At 32.6% G+C, this 19,928-nt stretch carries 25 protein-coding genes; all 25 read right to left on the reverse strand.

Annotated features, from left to right (window positions below):
- Positions 1-13: 13 nt before the first annotated feature.
- The 25 genes from FI644_RS02355 to FI644_RS02475 all read right to left on the reverse strand — a co-directional run bounded on the left by FI644_RS02355 (position 14) and on the right by FI644_RS02475 (position 19,922).
- A complete protein-coding gene (locus tag FI644_RS02355) occupies positions 14-1,231 on the reverse strand; it encodes an ATP-grasp domain-containing protein (protein WP_053474910.1) in 1,218 nt (405 codons plus the stop codon).
- Positions 1,232-1,282: 51 nt separating this feature from the next.
- Complete coding sequence (locus tag FI644_RS02360) at positions 1,283-2,386, reverse strand: aminopeptidase (RefSeq protein ID WP_053474909.1); 1,104 nt, start codon at positions 2,384-2,386, stop codon at positions 1,283-1,285.
- 16 nt (positions 2,387-2,402) lie between these two features.
- Positions 2,403-2,882: a glutathione peroxidase gene (locus FI644_RS02365; protein ID WP_053474908.1), complete on the reverse strand. Its 480-nt coding sequence runs from the start codon at positions 2,880-2,882 to the stop codon at positions 2,403-2,405.
- Between the two features lie 17 nt (positions 2,883-2,899).
- Positions 2,900-3,844 carry a cysteine peptidase family C39 domain-containing protein gene (locus tag FI644_RS02370; RefSeq protein ID WP_142107981.1) on the reverse strand — a complete coding sequence of 315 codons (945 nt, stop codon included), beginning with the start codon at positions 3,842-3,844 and terminating at the stop codon, positions 2,900-2,902.
- Positions 3,834-4,382, reverse strand: coding sequence for a hypothetical protein (locus FI644_RS02375; RefSeq protein ID WP_053474906.1), 549 nt, complete (start codon positions 4,380-4,382; stop codon positions 3,834-3,836). The genes FI644_RS02370 and FI644_RS02375 overlap by 11 nt, the downstream gene beginning before the upstream one ends.
- A 132-nt stretch (positions 4,383-4,514) precedes the next feature.
- The gene (locus FI644_RS02380) at positions 4,515-4,745 is read right to left on the reverse strand and encodes an acyl carrier protein (protein ID WP_053474905.1); all 231 of its coding nucleotides are present in this window, start codon (positions 4,743-4,745) and stop codon (positions 4,515-4,517) included.
- A 23-nt stretch (positions 4,746-4,768) separates the two neighbouring features.
- Positions 4,769-5,707 (reverse strand): 3-oxoacyl-[acyl-carrier-protein] synthase III C-terminal domain-containing protein, encoded by a 939-nt coding sequence (locus FI644_RS02385; protein WP_053474904.1) that lies wholly within the window; start codon positions 5,705-5,707, stop codon positions 4,769-4,771.
- Positions 5,708-5,725: 18 nt separating this feature from the next.
- Entirely contained in the window at positions 5,726-6,583 is an 858-nt protein-coding gene (locus FI644_RS02390) for a hypothetical protein (protein ID WP_142107982.1), read from the reverse strand.
- A gap of 5 nt (positions 6,584-6,588) precedes the next feature.
- Positions 6,589-6,837, reverse strand: coding sequence for a phosphopantetheine-binding protein (locus tag FI644_RS02395; protein ID WP_053474902.1), 249 nt, complete (start codon positions 6,835-6,837; stop codon positions 6,589-6,591).
- Positions 6,838-6,848: 11 nt separating this feature from the next.
- Entirely contained in the window at positions 6,849-7,880 is a 1,032-nt protein-coding gene (locus tag FI644_RS02400) for a major tail protein (RefSeq protein ID WP_053474901.1), read from the reverse strand.
- Positions 7,881-7,897: 17 nt separating this feature from the next.
- Positions 7,898-8,923, reverse strand: a complete 1,026-nt coding sequence (locus FI644_RS02405; protein ID WP_053474900.1) for an LLM class flavin-dependent oxidoreductase — start codon at positions 8,921-8,923, stop codon at positions 7,898-7,900.
- A 5-nt stretch (positions 8,924-8,928) separates the two neighbouring features.
- Entirely contained in the window at positions 8,929-9,186 is a 258-nt protein-coding gene (locus FI644_RS02410; RefSeq protein ID WP_142107983.1) for an acyl carrier protein, read from the reverse strand.
- Positions 9,179-10,732, reverse strand: a complete 1,554-nt coding sequence (locus tag FI644_RS02415; RefSeq protein WP_181758166.1) for a class I adenylate-forming enzyme family protein — start codon at positions 10,730-10,732, stop codon at positions 9,179-9,181. Before FI644_RS02415 ends, FI644_RS02410 begins: the two co-directional genes overlap by 8 nt.
- 23 nt (positions 10,733-10,755) lie before the next feature.
- Positions 10,756-11,478, reverse strand: coding sequence for a phytanoyl-CoA dioxygenase family protein (locus FI644_RS02420; RefSeq protein ID WP_142107985.1), 723 nt, complete (start codon positions 11,476-11,478; stop codon positions 10,756-10,758).
- A gap of 14 nt (positions 11,479-11,492) precedes the next feature.
- On the reverse strand, positions 11,493-12,278 hold the full coding sequence (locus FI644_RS02425; protein ID WP_142107986.1) for a sugar phosphate isomerase/epimerase family protein: 786 nt from the start codon (positions 12,276-12,278) through the stop codon (positions 11,493-11,495).
- 199 nt (positions 12,279-12,477) lie between these two features.
- Positions 12,478-13,323 (reverse strand): serine aminopeptidase domain-containing protein, encoded by an 846-nt coding sequence (locus tag FI644_RS02430; protein WP_142107987.1) that lies wholly within the window; start codon positions 13,321-13,323, stop codon positions 12,478-12,480.
- A 15-nt stretch (positions 13,324-13,338) separates the two neighbouring features.
- Entirely contained in the window at positions 13,339-14,115 is a 777-nt protein-coding gene (locus tag FI644_RS02435) for an alpha/beta fold hydrolase (protein WP_053474894.1), read from the reverse strand.
- Position 14,116: 1 nt separating this feature from the next.
- Complete coding sequence (locus tag FI644_RS02440; RefSeq protein WP_082620636.1) at positions 14,117-14,560, reverse strand: ApeI family dehydratase; 444 nt, start codon at positions 14,558-14,560, stop codon at positions 14,117-14,119.
- Positions 14,490-14,924 (reverse strand): ApeP family dehydratase, encoded by a 435-nt coding sequence (locus FI644_RS02445; protein ID WP_142107988.1) that lies wholly within the window; start codon positions 14,922-14,924, stop codon positions 14,490-14,492. The genes FI644_RS02440 and FI644_RS02445 overlap by 71 nt, the downstream gene beginning before the upstream one ends.
- On the reverse strand, positions 14,921-15,673 hold the full coding sequence (locus FI644_RS02450) for a class I SAM-dependent methyltransferase (protein ID WP_142107989.1): 753 nt from the start codon (positions 15,671-15,673) through the stop codon (positions 14,921-14,923). Before FI644_RS02450 ends, FI644_RS02445 begins: the two co-directional genes overlap by 4 nt.
- 4 nt (positions 15,674-15,677) lie before the next feature.
- Positions 15,678-17,057, reverse strand: a complete 1,380-nt coding sequence (locus FI644_RS02455) for a class I adenylate-forming enzyme family protein (RefSeq protein WP_053474890.1) — start codon at positions 17,055-17,057, stop codon at positions 15,678-15,680.
- Complete coding sequence (locus FI644_RS02460) at positions 17,044-17,304, reverse strand: acyl carrier protein (protein ID WP_053474889.1); 261 nt, start codon at positions 17,302-17,304, stop codon at positions 17,044-17,046. The genes FI644_RS02455 and FI644_RS02460 overlap by 14 nt, the downstream gene beginning before the upstream one ends.
- Entirely contained in the window at positions 17,294-18,187 is an 894-nt protein-coding gene (locus FI644_RS02465) for a PDZ domain-containing protein (protein ID WP_053474888.1), read from the reverse strand. Before FI644_RS02465 ends, FI644_RS02460 begins: the two co-directional genes overlap by 11 nt.
- Positions 18,187-19,350 (reverse strand): NAD(P)/FAD-dependent oxidoreductase, encoded by a 1,164-nt coding sequence (locus FI644_RS02470; RefSeq protein WP_053474887.1) that lies wholly within the window; start codon positions 19,348-19,350, stop codon positions 18,187-18,189. The genes FI644_RS02465 and FI644_RS02470 overlap by 1 nt, the downstream gene beginning before the upstream one ends.
- Before the next feature lie 53 nt (positions 19,351-19,403).
- On the reverse strand, positions 19,404-19,922 hold the full coding sequence (locus tag FI644_RS02475; RefSeq protein ID WP_053474886.1) for a hypothetical protein: 519 nt from the start codon (positions 19,920-19,922) through the stop codon (positions 19,404-19,406).
- Between the last annotated feature and the right edge of the window lie 6 nt (positions 19,923-19,928).

Here is a 19,928-nt window from a genome sequence, read left to right on the forward strand (position 1 = left end):
CATTTTAAGATTACTAATTGTAAGAGACTTTAAAGCTTCTATCTAAGAAATCGAGCCTTTCAATTAATTGTCTATAGTTTGGAGATTCAATTAGAAATATTGCAAGGCTATCAGTAATAAATTTTGAAGGGGTTGTGGTATCTCCAATTTTTGCACTGATCTCATACATTAAGATCCATTTATAATCCCCTATTTTCGGATAGGACAGTTCAACAATCCTTCCCTCACTGTGATTGAATATGACAAATCCTGAATAAATTGTTTCCTTCTTACTTAATTTGACTGGTTCATTTAGTTCAGATTGTATTGCAGCCGCATTCAAATTAATGCCATAACTATTTTCTAAAGCTTCTTTAATGTAGCCGCCGCCTGGGCGGGATGCTATCTCACAAAATATAATGTCGTTAGTGCTTGTAACAAAAACTTCCAGATGGACTGTTCCTTTTGTAACTTTTAAAAATTTTATTATCTTTTTTGTATACTTTCTAATTTTATTTGTCAGTTCATCCTCTTCTGGAGTGATGCAGCAAAAAACATTTCTGCTGTTTTGAAAATTTAATGTGCTTGTTCGGTATTTCATAATTCCTGAAAAAATAATAGAGCCATTACCAATAACACTATCAACGCTATACATTTCTCCTGAAATGTACTCTTCTATATAATAATTTTCTATAACATCTGAATATTTATTGCATAGATCGATTAATTGCTTTTCGGAATTTACTATTATGGTATCCATAGATCCTGTAGCTGATCGGGGCTTAAAAACGACTTTTTTATGATTTTTTAAAAATTCTAGTGCTTCCCATATTTTTGTTTTATCTAATAAAGTAAAAGCAGGTAAGGGAATATTTAATGATTTTAACTTTTGTTTCATCATTACCTTATCTCTGAAATAAAATGACTCCTTATACGAAATGCCATCAACTTTACACAAAGTACGAATTTTACCAGCCAAAGTCTGCTCTTTTTCTGTTAATGTTATGACTGCACTTATCTCACAAATTTCTCGAATTAATTTCACAGTCTGAATTACATTGGTATGGTTATCGAAGTCTATTAACATTTGACCTAAGAATTCCTTCGTAATCTTCTGAGGAAGAACCTCATTGTTAATGTGATTAAACATTATTATGTTATATTTGTCGGTATCTATAAGAAATTCCTTCTCTTTTGAGGAGAAATAAACATGAGAATTTGATCTATTTAAAATTAGGACAGCCGGTTTCATATCATTCACCTGCCATTTAGATTATTGAGAATGCGCAGACATGTTCACACCCTATATTTCATTTAAGCTCTTCAAATCTGGGTGAACAAATAATCCATCTTTTCTTACCAATACACCATCAAAATATAATTCTCCCCCTCCGTAACTCTTTAAATGGGACTGAACTAAATCAAAATGGATATTAGATTCGTTTTGATTATCTGCCATTGGGAAACATTGACCTAAGGCCAAGTGAATGCTTCCTACCATCTTTTCATCAAATAATATATTTTGGTAAGGTTGCGTTATGTGCGGATTTAATCCAATTCCAAACTCCCCTATTCGGGCAGCACCTGGATCTGAGTTGATTAAATCACTAAATTCAATAGAATTGTCGCTTTCAAATTTTATTACTTTGCCTTCTTCAAATACCAGCTTTATATTATTAAAAGTTTTTCCCATAAGAGATGACGGTACATTAAAAGATATATATCCATTAACAGATTCTACATTAGGAGCAGTAAAGATTTCCCCATCAGGCAGATTGTATTTTCCATCACATATATAACTGGAAATATCTTTTTTAGTAAACTCTAGATCTGTTTCAGGAGCTATAATTCGAATGTGTTTAGTATCATTTAATAATTTTTGTAGGGGTTGGGCTTTTGAATGGAGTTTTTTATAATTTAAAGTAGTAGCAGAGTGATATGTGAGGAGTAGTTGGTCAAAACTTATATTTGCCTGTTGGGCCATTGCATATGATGGATATTTTGTAATAACCCATTGTTTTGTATTGGCCATTGTAATTTGTAATGGCTGCTGATAATATTTAGTGTATATTTGAAACTTTTTCGGCGGGAGATCGTCGAATTCGTAAAGGTTATGATCTTCTCGAATGCTGATATATGCATCCATTTTGCTCATTAACTTTTGTTTATTTTCGGCAAGTCTTTTCATCTGCTTGATATTGCAGTTTTTAATTATTGTTTTTAAGTGCTTTGGGTTTGTTTTAAAAAGATATGGAACTCCACCAGCAGCATAAACTTTCTGAATTAGAATTTCGGTAAACTCTTCACATTCACCATAAACATCTATAAAAACGTTGTCCCCTTTGTTAATGACTAGTGAACGATTCAATAACTGATCAGACAAATCTGCGTTTAATTTTTCTATCATTTCTATCCTCCATTTCTTAAAGGAAACGTTCAATAAGATTAATCACCTTAGAATTTGTCGGGTTAATATGACTATCGAACCTTCCAACAAGTTTGCCATCACGAGATATAATAAATTTCTCAAAGTTCCACTTAATAGCCTGTTTATTCTCTGACTGATCGACAAGCCAAGAAAAAAGTGGGTGAATATTAGGTCCGATTGTATGTGTTTTTTGATAGATATCAAAGCTGACATTGAACCTGGATACACAAGATTCTATGATATCTTTAATGTCACCGGGTTCTTGTTGTCCATGATCATTAGATGGAAATGCGAGAATTTTAAGTCCCCTGTCCTTATATCTCTGATTCAGATCTTCTAAATTTTTATATTGTTTAGTGAACAAACAATTAGATGCTACATTTACAATGAAGAGAACTTTTCCATGGTAAGATTCTAAGCTTTTTATCTCCATATTGCTGTTTACAACTTTAATATTATAAGGGGTTACGTGCATTATATCAGTATCCCTCCCTAACTATTTATTTCATTTTCTAGCAGCTCTAATAATCTTAATTCATTTTCTTTTATCATCGTTGCTCTATAAGTTAGCTTTTCAGCAACTGTACTTTTATCTTTCAAAAATAAATACCTTAAAATAATATTAGCGAAGGCCATCCAATTTTGAAATAAAGTTTCACTTATTTCAGCAGCGTCTTCCAGATGATAATATTCGAGGTATTTTTTGAAATTATATCTAGAATCGGCAACTCCCTTTAATTTATTATAATAGTCAGAAAGTACACCCATGCTTTCTTGAACATCTTCTGTCTTTATTATTTTTATAACATCGTTTTCTATTACTGTTATTGCTTTTATTCCGGATACACCTGAATTATCAGTTCTACTAAAGTTTATTTCCCCCTTAAAAGCTTTAATATTCTCTTTAAGACATTCCTTTAAAGGTTTTATCTTTAGTTCTCCGCTTTTTTTTACTGTGAATAGGGATGGTCCTGTTTGAAAATGTTGTAAAGTGGATTGAAATGCTTTACTTACTGTTTTCCAATCTATACTTCCTTTATATCGATAATAATGATCTACTACTATAATTTCCTTTTCATTAAAAGACTCGATTTCGAAGGTGTGTAGTAAATGCAGACTTTTATAACATAAGCAATATGGTAATTCATAAGCATCTACTTCTAAACCAATAGATATACCTCTTCTTAAAAAATTTTTTATATCTATAAGAAAATTTTCTTCGGAATTATAATAGTTCTCATCGATTATTAACCCATGTCTCGGAAGGCTTTCCTCATAAGACCTGTATGAAGAAATTAATGTAAGATTTTCTTTCTCTTTTTTATAATAAAGGCCTACCTGATTCCAGAATAAAGATTCATTCATTCCAAATCTTTTTAAACAACTATCGATAATAATGTCAAAACAACTATGATTTAGGTTTGTATTAAGTTGCATGATTAGGTTCCTCCTCGATAGTTATTGCAAAGATATGTATAAATGGATTATCCTCAAATTTCAATATATCTACTTCCATAGTGTTTGGTAAATATAGTGAATGAAGCCATAGAGAACCTTTGTAGTGGGAAGGTCTATTATTTACTGATTGAAATCTATACACTAATAGATTACTAAAGGAAGAGACTTCTGATAAAAAGTCTGTTAAAGAAATTAAACCTTTATGAACTATATCTCCCTTTGCCATCAGAAATACAGGTTCAAAATAACTTCCTGATTCTGAGTTCCCAACAAAATGGATCGCTTTTAGGGATTTTGAATTTATCTCTACCTTATGGGATTGGAGTGAAATATTGTCATATTCAGTTTCTTTTTTTAATCTGAAAGGTATATTATTACAGTAATATTCATTTTTCTTAAAAGGGGCTTCGAAAGGCAAGGAAGAACCTGCTAGAGATAACATCCCCTTTTGTTTATTTTCATTGGTTGCAATTCCAATATTATTAAAATGGACTGTAAGGTCTAAGGTTTTATACATGGGTAATTGCACCTCTTTTCCATTAATATAAGGTAGGAGCACCCGGATCTAAGCCCGGATCCTCCGTACTCTATTACATTTTAACTGATGGCATTATTAACCACCTCCTTTAGATTAGGCTAAAGAACTATTTTAAGTGGTTAAGTTTTCAATGTAATTTATAATATCCTCAACAGTAGTAAAATCATCTAAATTCAAATCATTATCAAGAACATCGATATCAAATATTAATTCACACTCAATTAGAATTTCTACGATGTTAGTAGAGTCTAGACCCAGTTCCTGTAAGTTGCTGTATATATTGAGTTCAACTTCATTATCTTCTATAGTTTCACTTATTATTTCTAGGATTTTTTGTTCCATGCACTTTCAACCTTTCTTTTTAATTATTTATCCTGATTAAATTTGCACAAAATACAACCAGCTGCTCCTTCACTTCCAAGACCAAGAAGGATAAAGTAGCCTTCTCTTAGCAATTTATTTTTGAGTATATATTCCAAATTCAAAGCAATGTCGGACATGAAATAATGTCCAAAAATCTGTCTTCCTTCGATAAAAAAATCTTCTATCGGAAATTTTATTAAATTTGCTAAATAAGTCCACATTTCTGTTGGTGCGTTATTAGGAATGATTTTTTGAATATCTTCAATAGATAAGCCACTTTCCTTTAGTACATCTTTAATGATAGAAACCATATTTACCATATAGGAGATATCCCACCTTGGGCCCCCTTTTTTATTTTTGGTAGATATTGTCCTAGTATCCGTAATATTTTTAATAGCGATAATTTCCTGTCCTTTTTTCTCTGTACTCAGATGTATAGCAACAGACGAGTCACCTGTAATATATACTCCATCAAACCTATTTTCAGGTAATACGCTTTTGCCTATTGATATAACGATGGCTTCAGGATAAGAATGGTTACCTTTCTGGGATTGCGTTTCTATTAATGTATTGGCTACTTCTATTCCCATCAATAAAGTTGAACAATGCTGCTCTCTTACACTAAATGTTGTGCAATTAATTAACTTAAATCTATTTTTTAATTTATTCAAAATATCAACTTCAAAAGGGAATGAATAAAGCTGATAAGTTAATATTAAATACCGTATGTTAGATGGATTTACTTGTTTCCTTGTAAAAAGCTGGTCTAATATATTTGAGATTATTTCTAGACTTGTCGTATCATCAACTGCTATTGACTGATAACCTTGTGATTGCAGACGAGTATATTCAGTATTATTAAAATCCCCTTTGCCAATAAAGTGATCGAGAGAGACGCTTTTATTCGGAATATAACTAACAAGATTTTTAATATATGCCACTCAATTACTTACCACCTATCAGGTTCTTTTTATTAAAATTAAGCCTAAATTTCCAGAATTAGAAATTACTAAAAGGAGAAGGTGTTTTAATTCTTCCTTATAATTTGATTTCATTTCGTTTAGAGAATAGAAAACGTCTGCAGTATAAAGGTTCGTAGCTGTTTTTTTATAGTAGATGTGCGGGAATAATTTATTCATCTGATAAAGGAATTGGAAGTTTTTACACTGGGGAATGCAAATTATTTCTTCTGGAGTTAAACTAAATTTGGAGAGAAATGAATTAATAGAGTTTTCCAAAAGAGACTGCGGTTGAAATATATTAATTTTGGTAGAATATCCTCTTATTTCAAAGGATTGTTTTGAATGACTAATTTGAAAAAGGGCTGCTGCATCTTGAATCGCAAATTCATGTGACTTAGTAGTCCGCCATTTGTCATAAACTTGCTCCAGGCATATAACAATACCGTTCGACTTTGTACTTTTTATCCAATCAATCGCATGGATAGGTGCCAATGCATCTGAATCACATATCGAAAATGCTAGTGCTGTTTTATTTTTTAGTAGTTTTTTATTGTAAATGGCTGTACTTGATTCTTCTAGTAAAGGATATGAGTGATAAGTAGTAATAATATAATCGATTTTCTGAGAGGTATCTGCTTGTTCTTTATAAAGTTCTTGCACAAATTCCCTTGGATTATCAGAAAAGCAGTACTCCGATTGTCTAATGGGTATTCTCTTAACACCGAAATCAGATAACGATTTTTGGTACGATAAATAATCAATGTTTGTCACTTTACGCACAAGTCTGGAATAATCTTTTTTTACTGTAGGCAAAGACATAAATAGAGTATTTTTCTCAATTTTTACAATCTCCAACTCAATCACTCTTCTACTTTATATTTATGAATTAGATTACAAATCATATCTATCGAATGAAAGTTTTCTAATAGAATATCATCGTCTTCAATTTCTATATCCAGCTCATCCTCCAAAAGAACGATAATTCTAATAAAGCTAATAGAATCTAGCCCCTTTTCAAATAGATCATCGCCGACATCTCCTGAAACCTTTTCAAATAATACTTCATTTACTTTTTCAGTCACTATATTTTTTAACTTTTCTTTATCCATATAGTACTCCTTTAATCTTTTACTAAGTATTCCAAGATTTGATATGTTCCTCTTAATTCATATTCGTGTACCTTTCGGAATTGAGCTGCAATATTAAGAAGATATTTTAATTCCTTTGTTTGGTTAAACTTATTTGTAAGAGCTAATATTACTTTTAGATGGGTTAAACACTTATTAAATTTCTGTTCAATCTTTAGTAGCTCAGGATCATTGTCACTCTCTTTTAATAATCCTATACGAGAAATCATTAAATACTTATGAAGAATCAATTTTAGATTCATTATTTTCCAGTAATCTAATTGATTAGTGAACTTCTTAATATGCTCATGATTATCCTCATTGCACATTTCAATAAATAACTCAGACAAATAAGAATTTATACTGTACCCTGTGGCATATTCCGCATTATCTTTGTAAGAACTATTAAATCTACTTTTATCAAGAGAAAAAAATAGTTTATGTTTATTTATACTTTGAATGTTGAGATTCTTTTTAGTTACCTTTGTTATAGGAAAGCCATAATATTTAAACCATTTTTGTTTCGCTAGTTGGGATTGAGATTCAATTAACTGATCAAGCTCATTGCTAATCAAATAGAATGGAATTTGTATGGTTGTATAAGGAAGATTGTTTACGTCAAAAGCTAACATTTTAAAGTGCTTTGTTCGATCGCAATAACCATAAATTAATCCTTCATGAATCATGTCTTTTTCTTTATTAAAATACTTCGATCGAGGGATATTTTTCCAATTTAGAAATACTATTACATAGTTATTGCTATCCACGCATTTTTTTATGCTAGATTCCCAATTTCCCCTTTTATTTAACGGTTTTTCAATTAAAATATCAGAATATACATCAATATGGTTTTCAAACCTTATATAGGGAATTATCTCCCTTTTGTTTCTAAATAGAACGAGATTTACGAAATTTGAATAGAGCCAGTATTTATAATGTTCATCTTTCTTAAGTATACTTAACCTTAAGTTATGGTAGCATTCAAGCTCAAATCCAGGATTTAAATGAACCTCAAGAAATTTCATAATAGCACCTTCGTAATTTAAAGTTGATATACCAATACTTCTTCACCGATTCGATGAATTTCCTCATTGTTATCAATGCTAGAAAGAATAAATCTGCTTACTCCAAGGTCAACATACCTCTTTAAGGTACTTCTTACATCTTCTGGAGACCCAATAATAAATGGAACATTTCCAATTTTATTGCCGATAGCTCCAGTATAAAGTGCCTGATCATGTAAATTGGATTCGCTGGACAAGGATATCATTCTTTTGTACCCTATTGAATCATTGGAATGCTGCATTAATGGCAATATTAATTTTGGATCATGTTTTAGGTCTTTTAATTTCTTTTCTAAGACATTTATTGCTTGGGCTTTATCTTTTCGTATTAGAATATTTACTCTTAAACCTATTTCTACCTTTCTTGAGCGTGCCACATTATTAAAATTATTAATATTTTCCTTTACTCTTTCCACCTTATCCCCCCAAAAAATATATACATCACCATATGCAGCTCCAACTTTTTGAGCCTCGATAGAACTACCCGCTACATAAGTTAAAGGGGACCCACCACTAACTTCGGGAAAAAGAGTAGAATTTTTTGTGTGGAAGTGCTTTCCATTAAAAGAGTATGGTGTATTTCCTTCTAATAGATTTCTCATGATATCCAAGAATTCGTATGTTCTATTGTATCTATCCTCATGATTTAAATGGACATTTTCTTTTTCCATCTCTACTTTTGAACTCATGGAAACAATATTTAGGTGCACTCTGTCTTGAAATAATTGAGTTAAAGTAGAAATCATTCGAGAAGTGTATACGGGTTCTAAGGTAGACGTTCTCACTGCTATAATCGTTTTTAGTTTTTGGGTGTTTCCTAATATATACGAGGATAAGATCCAGGGGTCATATGCTGCAGAATCGGTTGCTGTCAGAATCGAATCAAAGCCGACTTCTTCTAAAAGTAGTGAGGCTTTTAAAATTTCTTCCATTCCATACTCAACATTTTGTATGTTAGCAAATTTACTATAACTCGGACAGAAATAAGCATAATTGATATTCAAATGTTCTAACTCCTCTTACTCTGATTTAGGACATAATCTGTTAGCGTATTTATATTTTCAAGATCTTCATATGTTAAACCTGCTATATTGAGCTGAAGAAGCGGATCATTTTCAAAGGCAACTAATAGGTTTACTAGCATTAGGGAATCTAATCCTAAAGTTTCTACAAAATTATTTTCATGGTTTAAAACAAAATCATCATTCAAATTTAGTTCTTTCTTAATTACTGCATCTATCTTTTTCGATATACATTTTTTATCCATACTCCTTCTCCTCTTCTTTCTTATTTTCAAATAAAGTACGGATTTTCTCTCTGTTAATTTTGCCTGAATTTGTGAGAGGCAGTTCACTTGTTATTATTAGCTTAGAGGGTCTTTTCCAAGGTTCCATTTTATTCTTAACTACTGTTTCTACTTGTCTTTTTAACTCTTTAATGTCGGTATGACTGGTTCGTATACAATATCCAATCTTAACTGAGTTATCTTTTTTATCATGATAATCAACAGCAACCATGTCATGTATTGCTTCAATATTTCTTTTTAGTTGGGACTCTATTTCTTCTGGTTCTATTCTGAATCCCTTACTTTTAAACATCAAATCTTTTCTGCCTACAAAGTATAGAAGCCCTTCACTATCTTTGTAAAATATATCACCTGTTTTTAAATAAGTTTCTCCATTCTCTACAGCGTATCGCTTTTCCGTCTCGGGTATATCCTTCCAATACCCTCTTGTGACATGAGGACCTTTTACTAGCAATTCTCCATTAATATATGGTTTACACTCATCACCTTTTTCATCTACGATCTTCACTTGAGTACCTGGCAATGGATAACCTACAGATTTGTAGTGCGTTTCAAGAAGCTTTGGCGGTAAATATGATACCCTTTTGCACTCGGTAAGTCCGTACATTAAAAAGATATCAGCTTTAGGAACTAATTTTTTTAACTCCTTTATAGTGAATAAGTCTAAATACTCTCCTGTGTTTGTGATGTATCTAATATTATTTTGGGTATGAAAGTTTCTAATTTTACAAAAGGTAGTTAAAAGGTTTCTTACACCCGCTATCCCGGTTACATTATGTGCTTTAATGATTCTTGGCGCTTCAAAGGCAAAATACTTAGAATTTTTGATTATAAGAGTTGCGCCTTTCGAGAAACATAGGAAAATTTGATACAGCCCATAATCAAAAGAAAGTGGAAGAAAACAAAGTATTGTATCACTGGAGGTGTGCATTAGATAATTATTGATAGTTTCTGTGGAGAAGATAATGTTACCGTGTGTACTTATAACACCTTTTGGCTGTCCAGAACTTCCAGAAGTATATATTAAAGCTGCAGTATCAGTGGATAACAGCTCAAGTGAAATGAATTGACTTCTACTATAATTTAATAAATTTTCGATTGACTCCCAATTTTTCGTATTCCCTTTAGGAGCTGAATGAATTTTCAACTTTAATTGATCTGACACACGTTTTTCTAAATTTATCACTTTATCAATTAATATTACAGACGCACCAGAATGAGCAGCATAATACTGAATCATATCCTCTGGGGTTTCAGGATGAATTACCACAAAAATTACACCGATTTTTAAAGAAGCAAAAATTGCAGATATTACAAGTTGAGGTTCGTTAGTACAAATTAAAAATCGTTCCCCTTTTGTAATTCCTCTGTCTTGTAAGTGGTGCGCAATTGAACTAGACATCATTTCCAAATGGTTATAAGAATATGAACCTTTATTTGTAATTAACGCTGTTTTGTCCTGATATCTATTACTACTGATTTCCAGCCAATTGGCGACGTTTGTCATGGTTTCACCTGCCATTTATTTGATTAATAGTGATAACGAGGAGATAGGTTGTACTTTCTTCTTACCTTATTCCCGTATTTATCAATCAAACCATGATGGTTTATTGCAATCTTTTCTACTGATTTTCCTACATAGTGTGTTAAAAAAGTTCTACGAAAATGATTTGATGTATTACTATATGATCCGTGATAAATATTCCCATTAAAGAAGACCACATCCCCTGGGTTGGTAGAAACATCTACAGATTGTAAGTTGGGGGGAATGGTTAATTCTGATTGATTATCCGCAATCGGTGAATCTTGGGTTCCTGGTACGAAAAATAGGCCTCCACTATTGGCATTTGAATGGTCTAAGCTAATCCATGCTGCAAAAGTTGTTCCTGGTTCTGCACATGTTTCCCAATTATCCTGATGCATAGGAATAGTTTTTCCTCCTGGTGGTTTAAAGTAGTAGTTCTGTAAGAAAGCCAATACTTCTTCACCAGCTATAGTTTCTATGACTTCTATTACTCTTGGGTCGAGCATATATTTTGTCAGGTTTGCATCTCTTTTGTGAATTCCAGTTATTGTGGGGAAGAACTTGTCGAGCGAACTAGATTGTGGTATCTCATTGGAGCAGACCATTTCTGACCAGACTTGAGAACAGTCCTCAATAATCTGTTTAACTTCATCCTTTGAGAATAGATTTTGCACAACAAGATATCCATTCTCTTTATAAAACTGCAGTTGTTCGGTAGATAAAAGCATAACTTACCCCCTATTTAAATAGTATTAGCTAGCAATAAATGATAACTTTCACTTAATGTTTCATTGGAAATATAGTTCTCTTCTATTTCCAGTGTAATCCATTTGTTATAATTGATATCTCTAAGCATGGACAGGATTTGAGGAATATTCAGATCACCTTGAAATAATGAAGTAAACTTTCCCTTGCGAAGTTGGGAAGAAAGTTTGAGGATATTTTTAAAGTGGATATTACTGATTATACTTTGATGTGCTTTAATAAATTCTATGGGTTCAATGGATGCTTCATACAGATGACCCAAATCAGGAACTAATGATATTTTCATATTTCTTCTAGAGCACAACTCTATTAATATGTCTATTTCATTTTGATAAAAAATAGGTGAACCAATATGAGGGTGTATACCTACAGTGATTCCTCTGTTTTCATACCTTTGATAAATCTTCTCAATAGTTGTAACTATTTGGCTATTAGTTATAGGGCTTCTTCTTTGGAGTCCCGGATGCAGGACAACATTTTTAATTTTTAAACGCTCTAAACAATACGATAATTGTTCGTGATGAAAAAGCAGCATTTTTATATCTTTATATCTATTAAAATTCCCAATCGCAAATACTGCTGAGGGAAGAACATTATATCTATCAAACAAATATGATAAATAGTCCAATTTATCTTTGTAATTAAACACAATACTGGACCCTATTTCGCAATGAGTAAAGCCTATACTTGATAGTTTTAATAAGCCTTCCTCTAGATTTCTGCACCAAGGAAAAAGCTGAACTGAAGTTTTCCATTTACTCATTTTGCTATCACACCTTTTATAAAATTAGACTCGGTAAGGGAGGCTCACCGAGCTAATTCTATGATCATATGATCAAGTTCAGGAACAAACCTGAGGGGTGATCTGTTCCTTATCGGGGATGGGGATATATAACGAAGGGCCGTTATATATATAGAATTATCTCAAAATACATTCATTTTAACTCTGCTATACTTAACACTTACTTGTTTTTAATTGTCCTTTTTATCATTTGAATTAAATGTCCAATTAGCTGATCCATCGCTGCAGGGTGCTGATGATAATATTTAACATTATCTAACGAAAAGGTGCTGATCTGTCTAATATTATTTAAAATAAGTAAGGTTTCTTTATCTTTTTCCCCTACTATGATTTCAATTTCTGATTTAACATTAATAATTTGGCTTAATATGTTTACCTCATCAATTTCCTGTATCATGTTATAAGAGATAAATTGACCATGAAGATATAAAAGGTGACTGCCCAGCTTTGTGATAAAATCATATTGTTTTTTGTCAAAATCACTTAATGTGTAGTAGTCGTAACCAGGGATGAGTTGCTGGGAATCGAGCTTCCCTTCATGCTTAAGAGCTTCTAACGTTTCACTAGAAAAGATCCTATTGGCTGGAGGAATATTTACTGGAGGAGAAATCAGAATGGGTTTAACTTTGAACCTATTTTCATAAAATGAGGTGAGGTTTAATGCAATTACTGCGCCTAAAGCGTTTCCAATTAAAATCAATTCCTCAACAGATTCGTACTCTTTAAGTAAAGAGTTAATCACTTCCTTCGCATCACTTGTCATTGTAGTAATAGATGCATCTCCCAATTCCCCATAGCTATCTCCATGCCCATAATAGTCAAATTGAATATGCATTACATTATATTCTCCCAGACATTTTCTTAGATTTGAGAATATATAATTCTTCTCACTCATTGCCTGACCTAGACCTGGCAATGTGACAACCAAAGTAGTGGGATTCGTATCTTCGAAGCAGGACAATATACCAAATATTTGATCATCATTAAATCTTACTTGTTTCCACAATTGTTTATCACCTCGCTAATTTTTTAGTCGTTCAAATGAGTTAGACATTAAAATCTCTTCAAAAGCACTGGATGTAAACAAATGCCCTGCACCTATTACTTCCTGTACAAGATTATTCTTATTATTAGAATAGATTTCATACTTCTCTGTGTTTAAGTATTCAAACTCCTCTTTGATTAATGGATCATCATCCCCATATAATATAAGCGACTTACCATTGTACTCTCGCAATTCTTTGTCTATATTAATACTGTTTAAATCTTTATAAAAATCTAATCCAACCCATAACCCCGCCCAAGGCATTACTAAAAAATCTTTATGCAGAGTGTGTCTAATGAAACGTGGCCTTTTCCCATTAGGAAAGTTGCCGCCAAACTCAGAAAATAACGGGCTCCAGAGTATGAGGTTTTTAATATCACATTTATTTGCAGCCATCAAGGCAATTCTTGCTCCGTCACTAAAACCTAATAGTGATATCTCTGAAAAACTATAACCAATACTTTTAATAAATTCTACAGCTTTTATTACATTTGATACTTTCGTAGAAGTAGTCATTTCATGAAAAAATCCATCGCTTAACCCTAAACCATAATAATCAAATCGAAAAAAAGCTATACCCTTTGATGCTAAAAAACGTGCAAATTTGACTGCTAAACGATGGACTTCATATCTTTCACCATTTTTACCAGGACAATAGACAACTAAAGGACATGATTGTTTAATATCATATGGAAGATGAAGTACACCGGCAATTTTCCCTTTATCATGAAACTCTAAAGTTTTTTCAAGCATTTTAGTTCCTCCTGAACATCATCTTACATTTTACAAGATTTGTAGAATCATCACTGACGCCTTCTGCTTTTAATTCAATTATATTCTCATCTTTTTTTATATTTATTTTATAAGTTACAATCATTCCAGGTAAGGCAGGCTTTAAAAACCGAGCTTGAATTTTATATGGATTCTGATTTTTAATACAATCGAGTTCCATTGCAGACTGCTTGATTCCTTCTACCAGTAAAACACCTGGATATACACTGTAGCTTGGAAAATGTCCTATTAAAAAGTAATCTGAATGTGATATAAGTTTCATGGTAACAACCATATCACTTTCTTTACTTATAATTTTGTCTATTAATATCCATGGTTTGTTTTTCTCAGTTATCTTAATCCCCCCTAATACTAACAGCCACCGCAACAGAAATATTTGCTGAAAGGATTTTTTGAAGGCGAACATTCATAATTTCACCAGAAAGTATAGCTTGCTTGGATAATAGTTTTACAATATTTACTTTTATTAAATATTCTTCATTGGGATCTAGGCACTCAGAATGAATATGAACATCTATACTTCCTAAAAGAGGAATTTCATCATTAGAAAGCGGACTAGTTTCTAACTGTGTTAACAAAATTGCAGATTGGGCTACGCTTTCAACAAATATAGAAATTGGAACTTCACTTAAATGAAAGAATGGTATATTACTGGGAGAGAACATAATAGCCAAAGACTTTCCACGAATATACTCTGTAATTTTGTCAACAAATCTAAGAGGAGATTGATGCGGCAGGAGGTCTAGCAATTTATCCAAATTTTCTATCACATTGATTCTCCGGGCTTTTCGGAAACAAGTAGTAATCTTTCGCTGTTCATGTCAAGTGGTGAAAAATCAAATCCACCAAATAATGAAGTATATCTAAATCCAGCTTCCTTATGCAAACTTATCAGTTCAGTTGCTGCATATAATCGTACATTTAAGATTTTTTCTTTAAAAACTCCATCTGCAAACCATGAAATTTTTTCTTCCCACCTTCCGGTGTTAACATCAAACCTTCTGTCGGAAAAAACGGGAACCCCCCCCATTTCATGCCAAACCTTTCCTAATGAGTTTTTTAGTTTAAGTTCTCTATTCTCCGTTTCTTGTATAAACACTCCGTTTGGTTTTAGAGCACTGAATACCTTTGAAAGAATTTCCTTTTCCTCATCTGAGCTTTCAATATAGCCAAAAGCAGTTCCCATATTAATAATGACATCAAACTCATTTTCAAAGGATAGATTTCTCATGTCTTCATTTATGAATTTTACCTTAGACTTTCCTTCCTTAGCCCTTTTAACCGCTGCATCAAGGAGTGCCGGCGAAGCATCTAAGCCGACAATTTTGTATCCTTCGTTTGCAAGCGGAATAGATATTCTCCCTTGCCCACAACCCAAATCTAAAATTGATGCACCTTCTTTAGGTATTAGGCTCTTTAACTGCTTGACTTCAAAATTTGTTCTTTCCTGGTGTAATATTACTTCCGAAAAACCTAAATAATCTTCAGAAAAAAAGTCTTTCCAAACTTCATTTTTCATATAATCACCTCATGTTTCTTGAAATTTTTCCAGATTGTGTGAAAGAAAGATCTGCTTCAAAAATAACGTTGTCTATCCAAAGCCTAGAATCTTTATAATTTGAAACCATATAGCTTAAGAGATTTTCTGCAGTTAGATTTGATTCTGGAGATTTAATAACTTTTGCATTAATAATCACCTGATCATTTCGATAAGTCGGAAAAACAATTGCGTGGGATACCTCAGGATGTTTAGTGAGTGCTTCCTCGATTTCTTCAGGGAATATGTTCATGCCCCATTTTATAATCATATTATCCTTCCTGCCTTGAATAAAAAGCTCCTGTTTATATATATAAGCTAAATCCCCAGTTGCAAGCCAACCATTGACCAGCTTTTTACGTGTAAGTGGGTCATTGAGGAAATACCCAGACATAATATTTGGACCCCGAACTAATAACTCACCTGTTTGCCCTTCTTTAACTGGCCTTCCCTGTTCATCAATTATTTTGATTTTGACATCCTTCAATGGCCTTCCTACACAACCTGTATCAAAACAATTGTTTTTTATCTTTTTAACGCTAATACGCGGAGAAGCTTCAGATAAGCCATAAGCATTCCAAACCTTCATCTTAGGATGATGGGCAATTATTTTTTTTAATAACTCCTTAGTTAGCCGCTCACCACTCAAGACTATTAAATCAATACTATTTAATTTATGATTCTTATCAAAAGAAATCATTTTTAGTGCTAATGAGGGAGTAGTAAATACAGTATTTATCTTAAAGTCAGAAATAATATTTAGTGAAGACAGCGGGGATGATTGGGGATCTTTAATATATATACTCGAGCCAGCTAGCAAACTGGGAATTAACTCACCCGTGATTGCCGAGATATTTGTAAAGGGTCTTATAATTAATACGTTATCTTCACTATTAAGCTCAGAATAACGTAGGATACTATTCACATTTGATAATATATTGTTTATAGTCAATTTTATCCCTTTCGGGTTTCCTGTTGTACCAGATGAAAACATAATATATGCTACTTCCTTTAAGTCGGGCTCTTTCGGTTTAACTTGTAAATGCTTACTAACATCATAGACTATTTCGCCTACAGCATTTACGTTTGCCCCTGTTAATACAAAAGAGTTGTGAAAAATATTAGCAATTGAAGGATTTCTGTTATAATCAACAGGAACAATTGTAATTTTAGCTGTTAAGGCTCCTATTATAATAGGAACAATTCTCCATCCTAATGAAATATCTAAAAGTATAATTTGATCCTTAAAGTATTTATTAAGAATAGTGCAATTTTTTTCAGCATACTTAGCTATTTGCTCATAAGACACCCTAGTATTTAGAATACAAATCTTCTTTTCATACGCCTTTATTCTAGTTAAGATCATTTTGGTATTCATCCGAAAGAATAGCATCAATAATTTTTCCTACTGTCATTGAAGCATCAATATCCAATAAGTTATCTGGGTATTCAATTTTAAGTACCTCTTCAACCAGCACGATAAATTCCATATAACGTACAGAGTCAAAGCCGATTTCGAATAAAGTCATGGAGTCATCAATGCGATCAGCAGAGAATATTCCACAGTGTTTATTACTTAGTAAAGTTTTAACTATAAATTTTTTATTCTCCATTTTGATTTTCCTCCTTTTCTCCGCCCCATATCGAACCAGATGCAGAACGTTGCCTAGCAATTTTCTCTCTCTTTTGTTTTATATCATCAAAAGTTTCTCCTTCAAAATCTAAACCTGTAAGATAATCTTCAATTGAAAGATCAACAACAGTGCTTTGTTTTTGTTTATTTCTAGAATATAAAATTTCTGCTGGCCTCTTAACCCCATAAAAAGTAGAAATTACTTTTACAAAATCTTCATAGTTGTTGACAGGTTTATTATCAATTTCAAGAATGGTATCACCCTTTACCAGACCAGCTCTTGACGCAGGACTATTAGGAAATACTTCCAGGAGATAATTTCCTTTGCCTGCTTCTACTCCGGTGACCTTACTTTGTTGATTATTTACTGTACAATTAAGTACACCCAGTCTAGGATAGCTAAATAACTCTGTCCGTAAATCCAACCCTAGTTCTAAAACTGACTTTAAATTAAATAGAGAGCGCCTCCATCCCATTTCGATACATTCACGGAACCATAGCCCATAGGTATCATTTGTAAATCCACTTACTTCTAAAGTCAACTTTACTTTCGATTCAACTTTTTCTAAATAGAACCTGGTATTAACGTTAAAAACATCTACACTCCCATCTGGAGCTATTGATTCATATCTATCGCTGATGGAAAATAACTTGTCATGTTCTATAGCGGTGATTTGTGTTTTATTAACAATATCACCATAATTTAATGTATAAACATCACCCACCTGAGGGTCATTAACATGGCCAGTCGTCTCCGAAGAATAGGTTAAATATGTATCAGTCCCTTTTATAGTTGATATTGACCACCATACTTCATGAAGTGGAGCATCAAAATATACCACATTAATAGCCGTATTTCTCATTATCGTTCTTCACCTCTCAAATTTTTTATAACACCCTCTGAATTTAGGCATAACTTTTTGATAAGACTAGGAAAAGTACAAAGCATACTTGTGTGGAAGCTTGTATGATCATCTAATTGGTGTTGTGTAACATCAAGTGTGCTTAAAGAATTTTTGTATTGGGGAATAACTTGTTTATCACGAGATAATTGGTAATCCTCCATGGCTTCTGTCCATGATTTTTCTTTATTAAAATAATGGTCAAGTTCGATAGACAGAATATGAGCTAAACCGACAGCATTATCGATCCCTATACCACTAATAGGATGTAAATGGTTAGCAGCGTCTCCAAGTAATACCCACCCATCTCCATAGGTATTTTTAATAAAATTTCTAACCATTTTTAATCCTTTTATTGGCTTAGTCAACTCAATATTTTTCAATCTCGGCTTTAAAGTTCTTATTTCAGAAAGAATATTAATAAAATTTTCTTTGACTAATTTAGGTTTTGTATAATTGGGTACTATTAATGCTATACAATGTAAAGATGAATCAATAGGGTTTATAAGAGTTACACTTTGTTTGTGCCAGAACCACTCAAAAGTAGGTAGATGTGTAGGTTTTAATCCTTTTACATAGGAATAGTAAATGGAATGCAAATCATCACTTTCAATCAAAGTCTTTGCATTTACTTTATTGGCAATTAAGGAGTCCTTCCCATCCGCTCCAACTACTATTTCAGCATACTCCTTATGAAGGTTTCCTTGACTGTCTTTGTATAAAACCCCTATAGCTTTATTCTCTTTGAAAATTAGATCCACAACAGTAGATGAGGTTTTAATCTCTATATTTTCATTGGCTTCTGCGCGTTGCAATAATAATGTATCTAACACATCTCTTCGAACCCCAATTATCCTTGAAGTAACTATGATATCAGATTCAAATACATGGCCTTCAAAATCTACCTTCATTCTTTTAATAATTGGTGAGCCACAGCTATCAATTTGTTCTCTTATATCTAGATATTCATAAATTTCTTCTCCCCCTAAAATATGAGTGGAAAGAACAGGATCTTTAGGACTCTTATACTTATCAATGAGAAGAACCTTGTATCCTAAATTCCCAAGGAAGGAAGCCAAAGAGGCTCCAGCACATCTTGCGCCGACAATGATAACGTCTCTCATGTTTTTTCTCCTAATTTATTAAGGAGGGACATAATAATGTCCCTCCCTCTTTTTTAGTTAGATTGAAGGCAACCGTATAGTGTACCTACTTGATCGTCACGATCATTATAAAGAGGGATAACACTCTCAGATGTGAAAGTAGCATCTTTTGGCGGTAATCCTTTAATTAATCCCTTCATATGGATTGGTTGCTTATTTGTTAGTTCCCCATCTGGAGTTTCAATCACCCAGTAAAGGAAAGATTCACCTTGAACTCCATCAGTAATCTTCTTGTTCAATGGAATGGTCGCTTTCGCTTTAATTGGTTCACCTTGACCATGTACTCCACCGCGTACTTTAATTACCTGACCTGGCCACAAAACTTTAGAAGTTGCAACAAGATCGACATTTTTAATTTCAAGCTCAACATTAATACCAGATTTAATATTGAATTCTGAATCACTAACAGTAAATTGTGTTGGGTTTGCTTGCTCAAACTTTAGTTCTTCAAAGCGACCATCTGCAAGTTCAAGAGTAGTGGAACTAGAAGATGTTTCAAGAGTTAATGTTTTTTGTTTTGTAAGATTTTTCACTTTACA

Source organism: Cytobacillus solani (genome assembly GCF_006704205.1).
Taxonomy (GTDB): domain Bacteria; phylum Bacillota; class Bacilli; order Bacillales; family Cytobacillaceae; genus Cytobacillus; species Cytobacillus solani.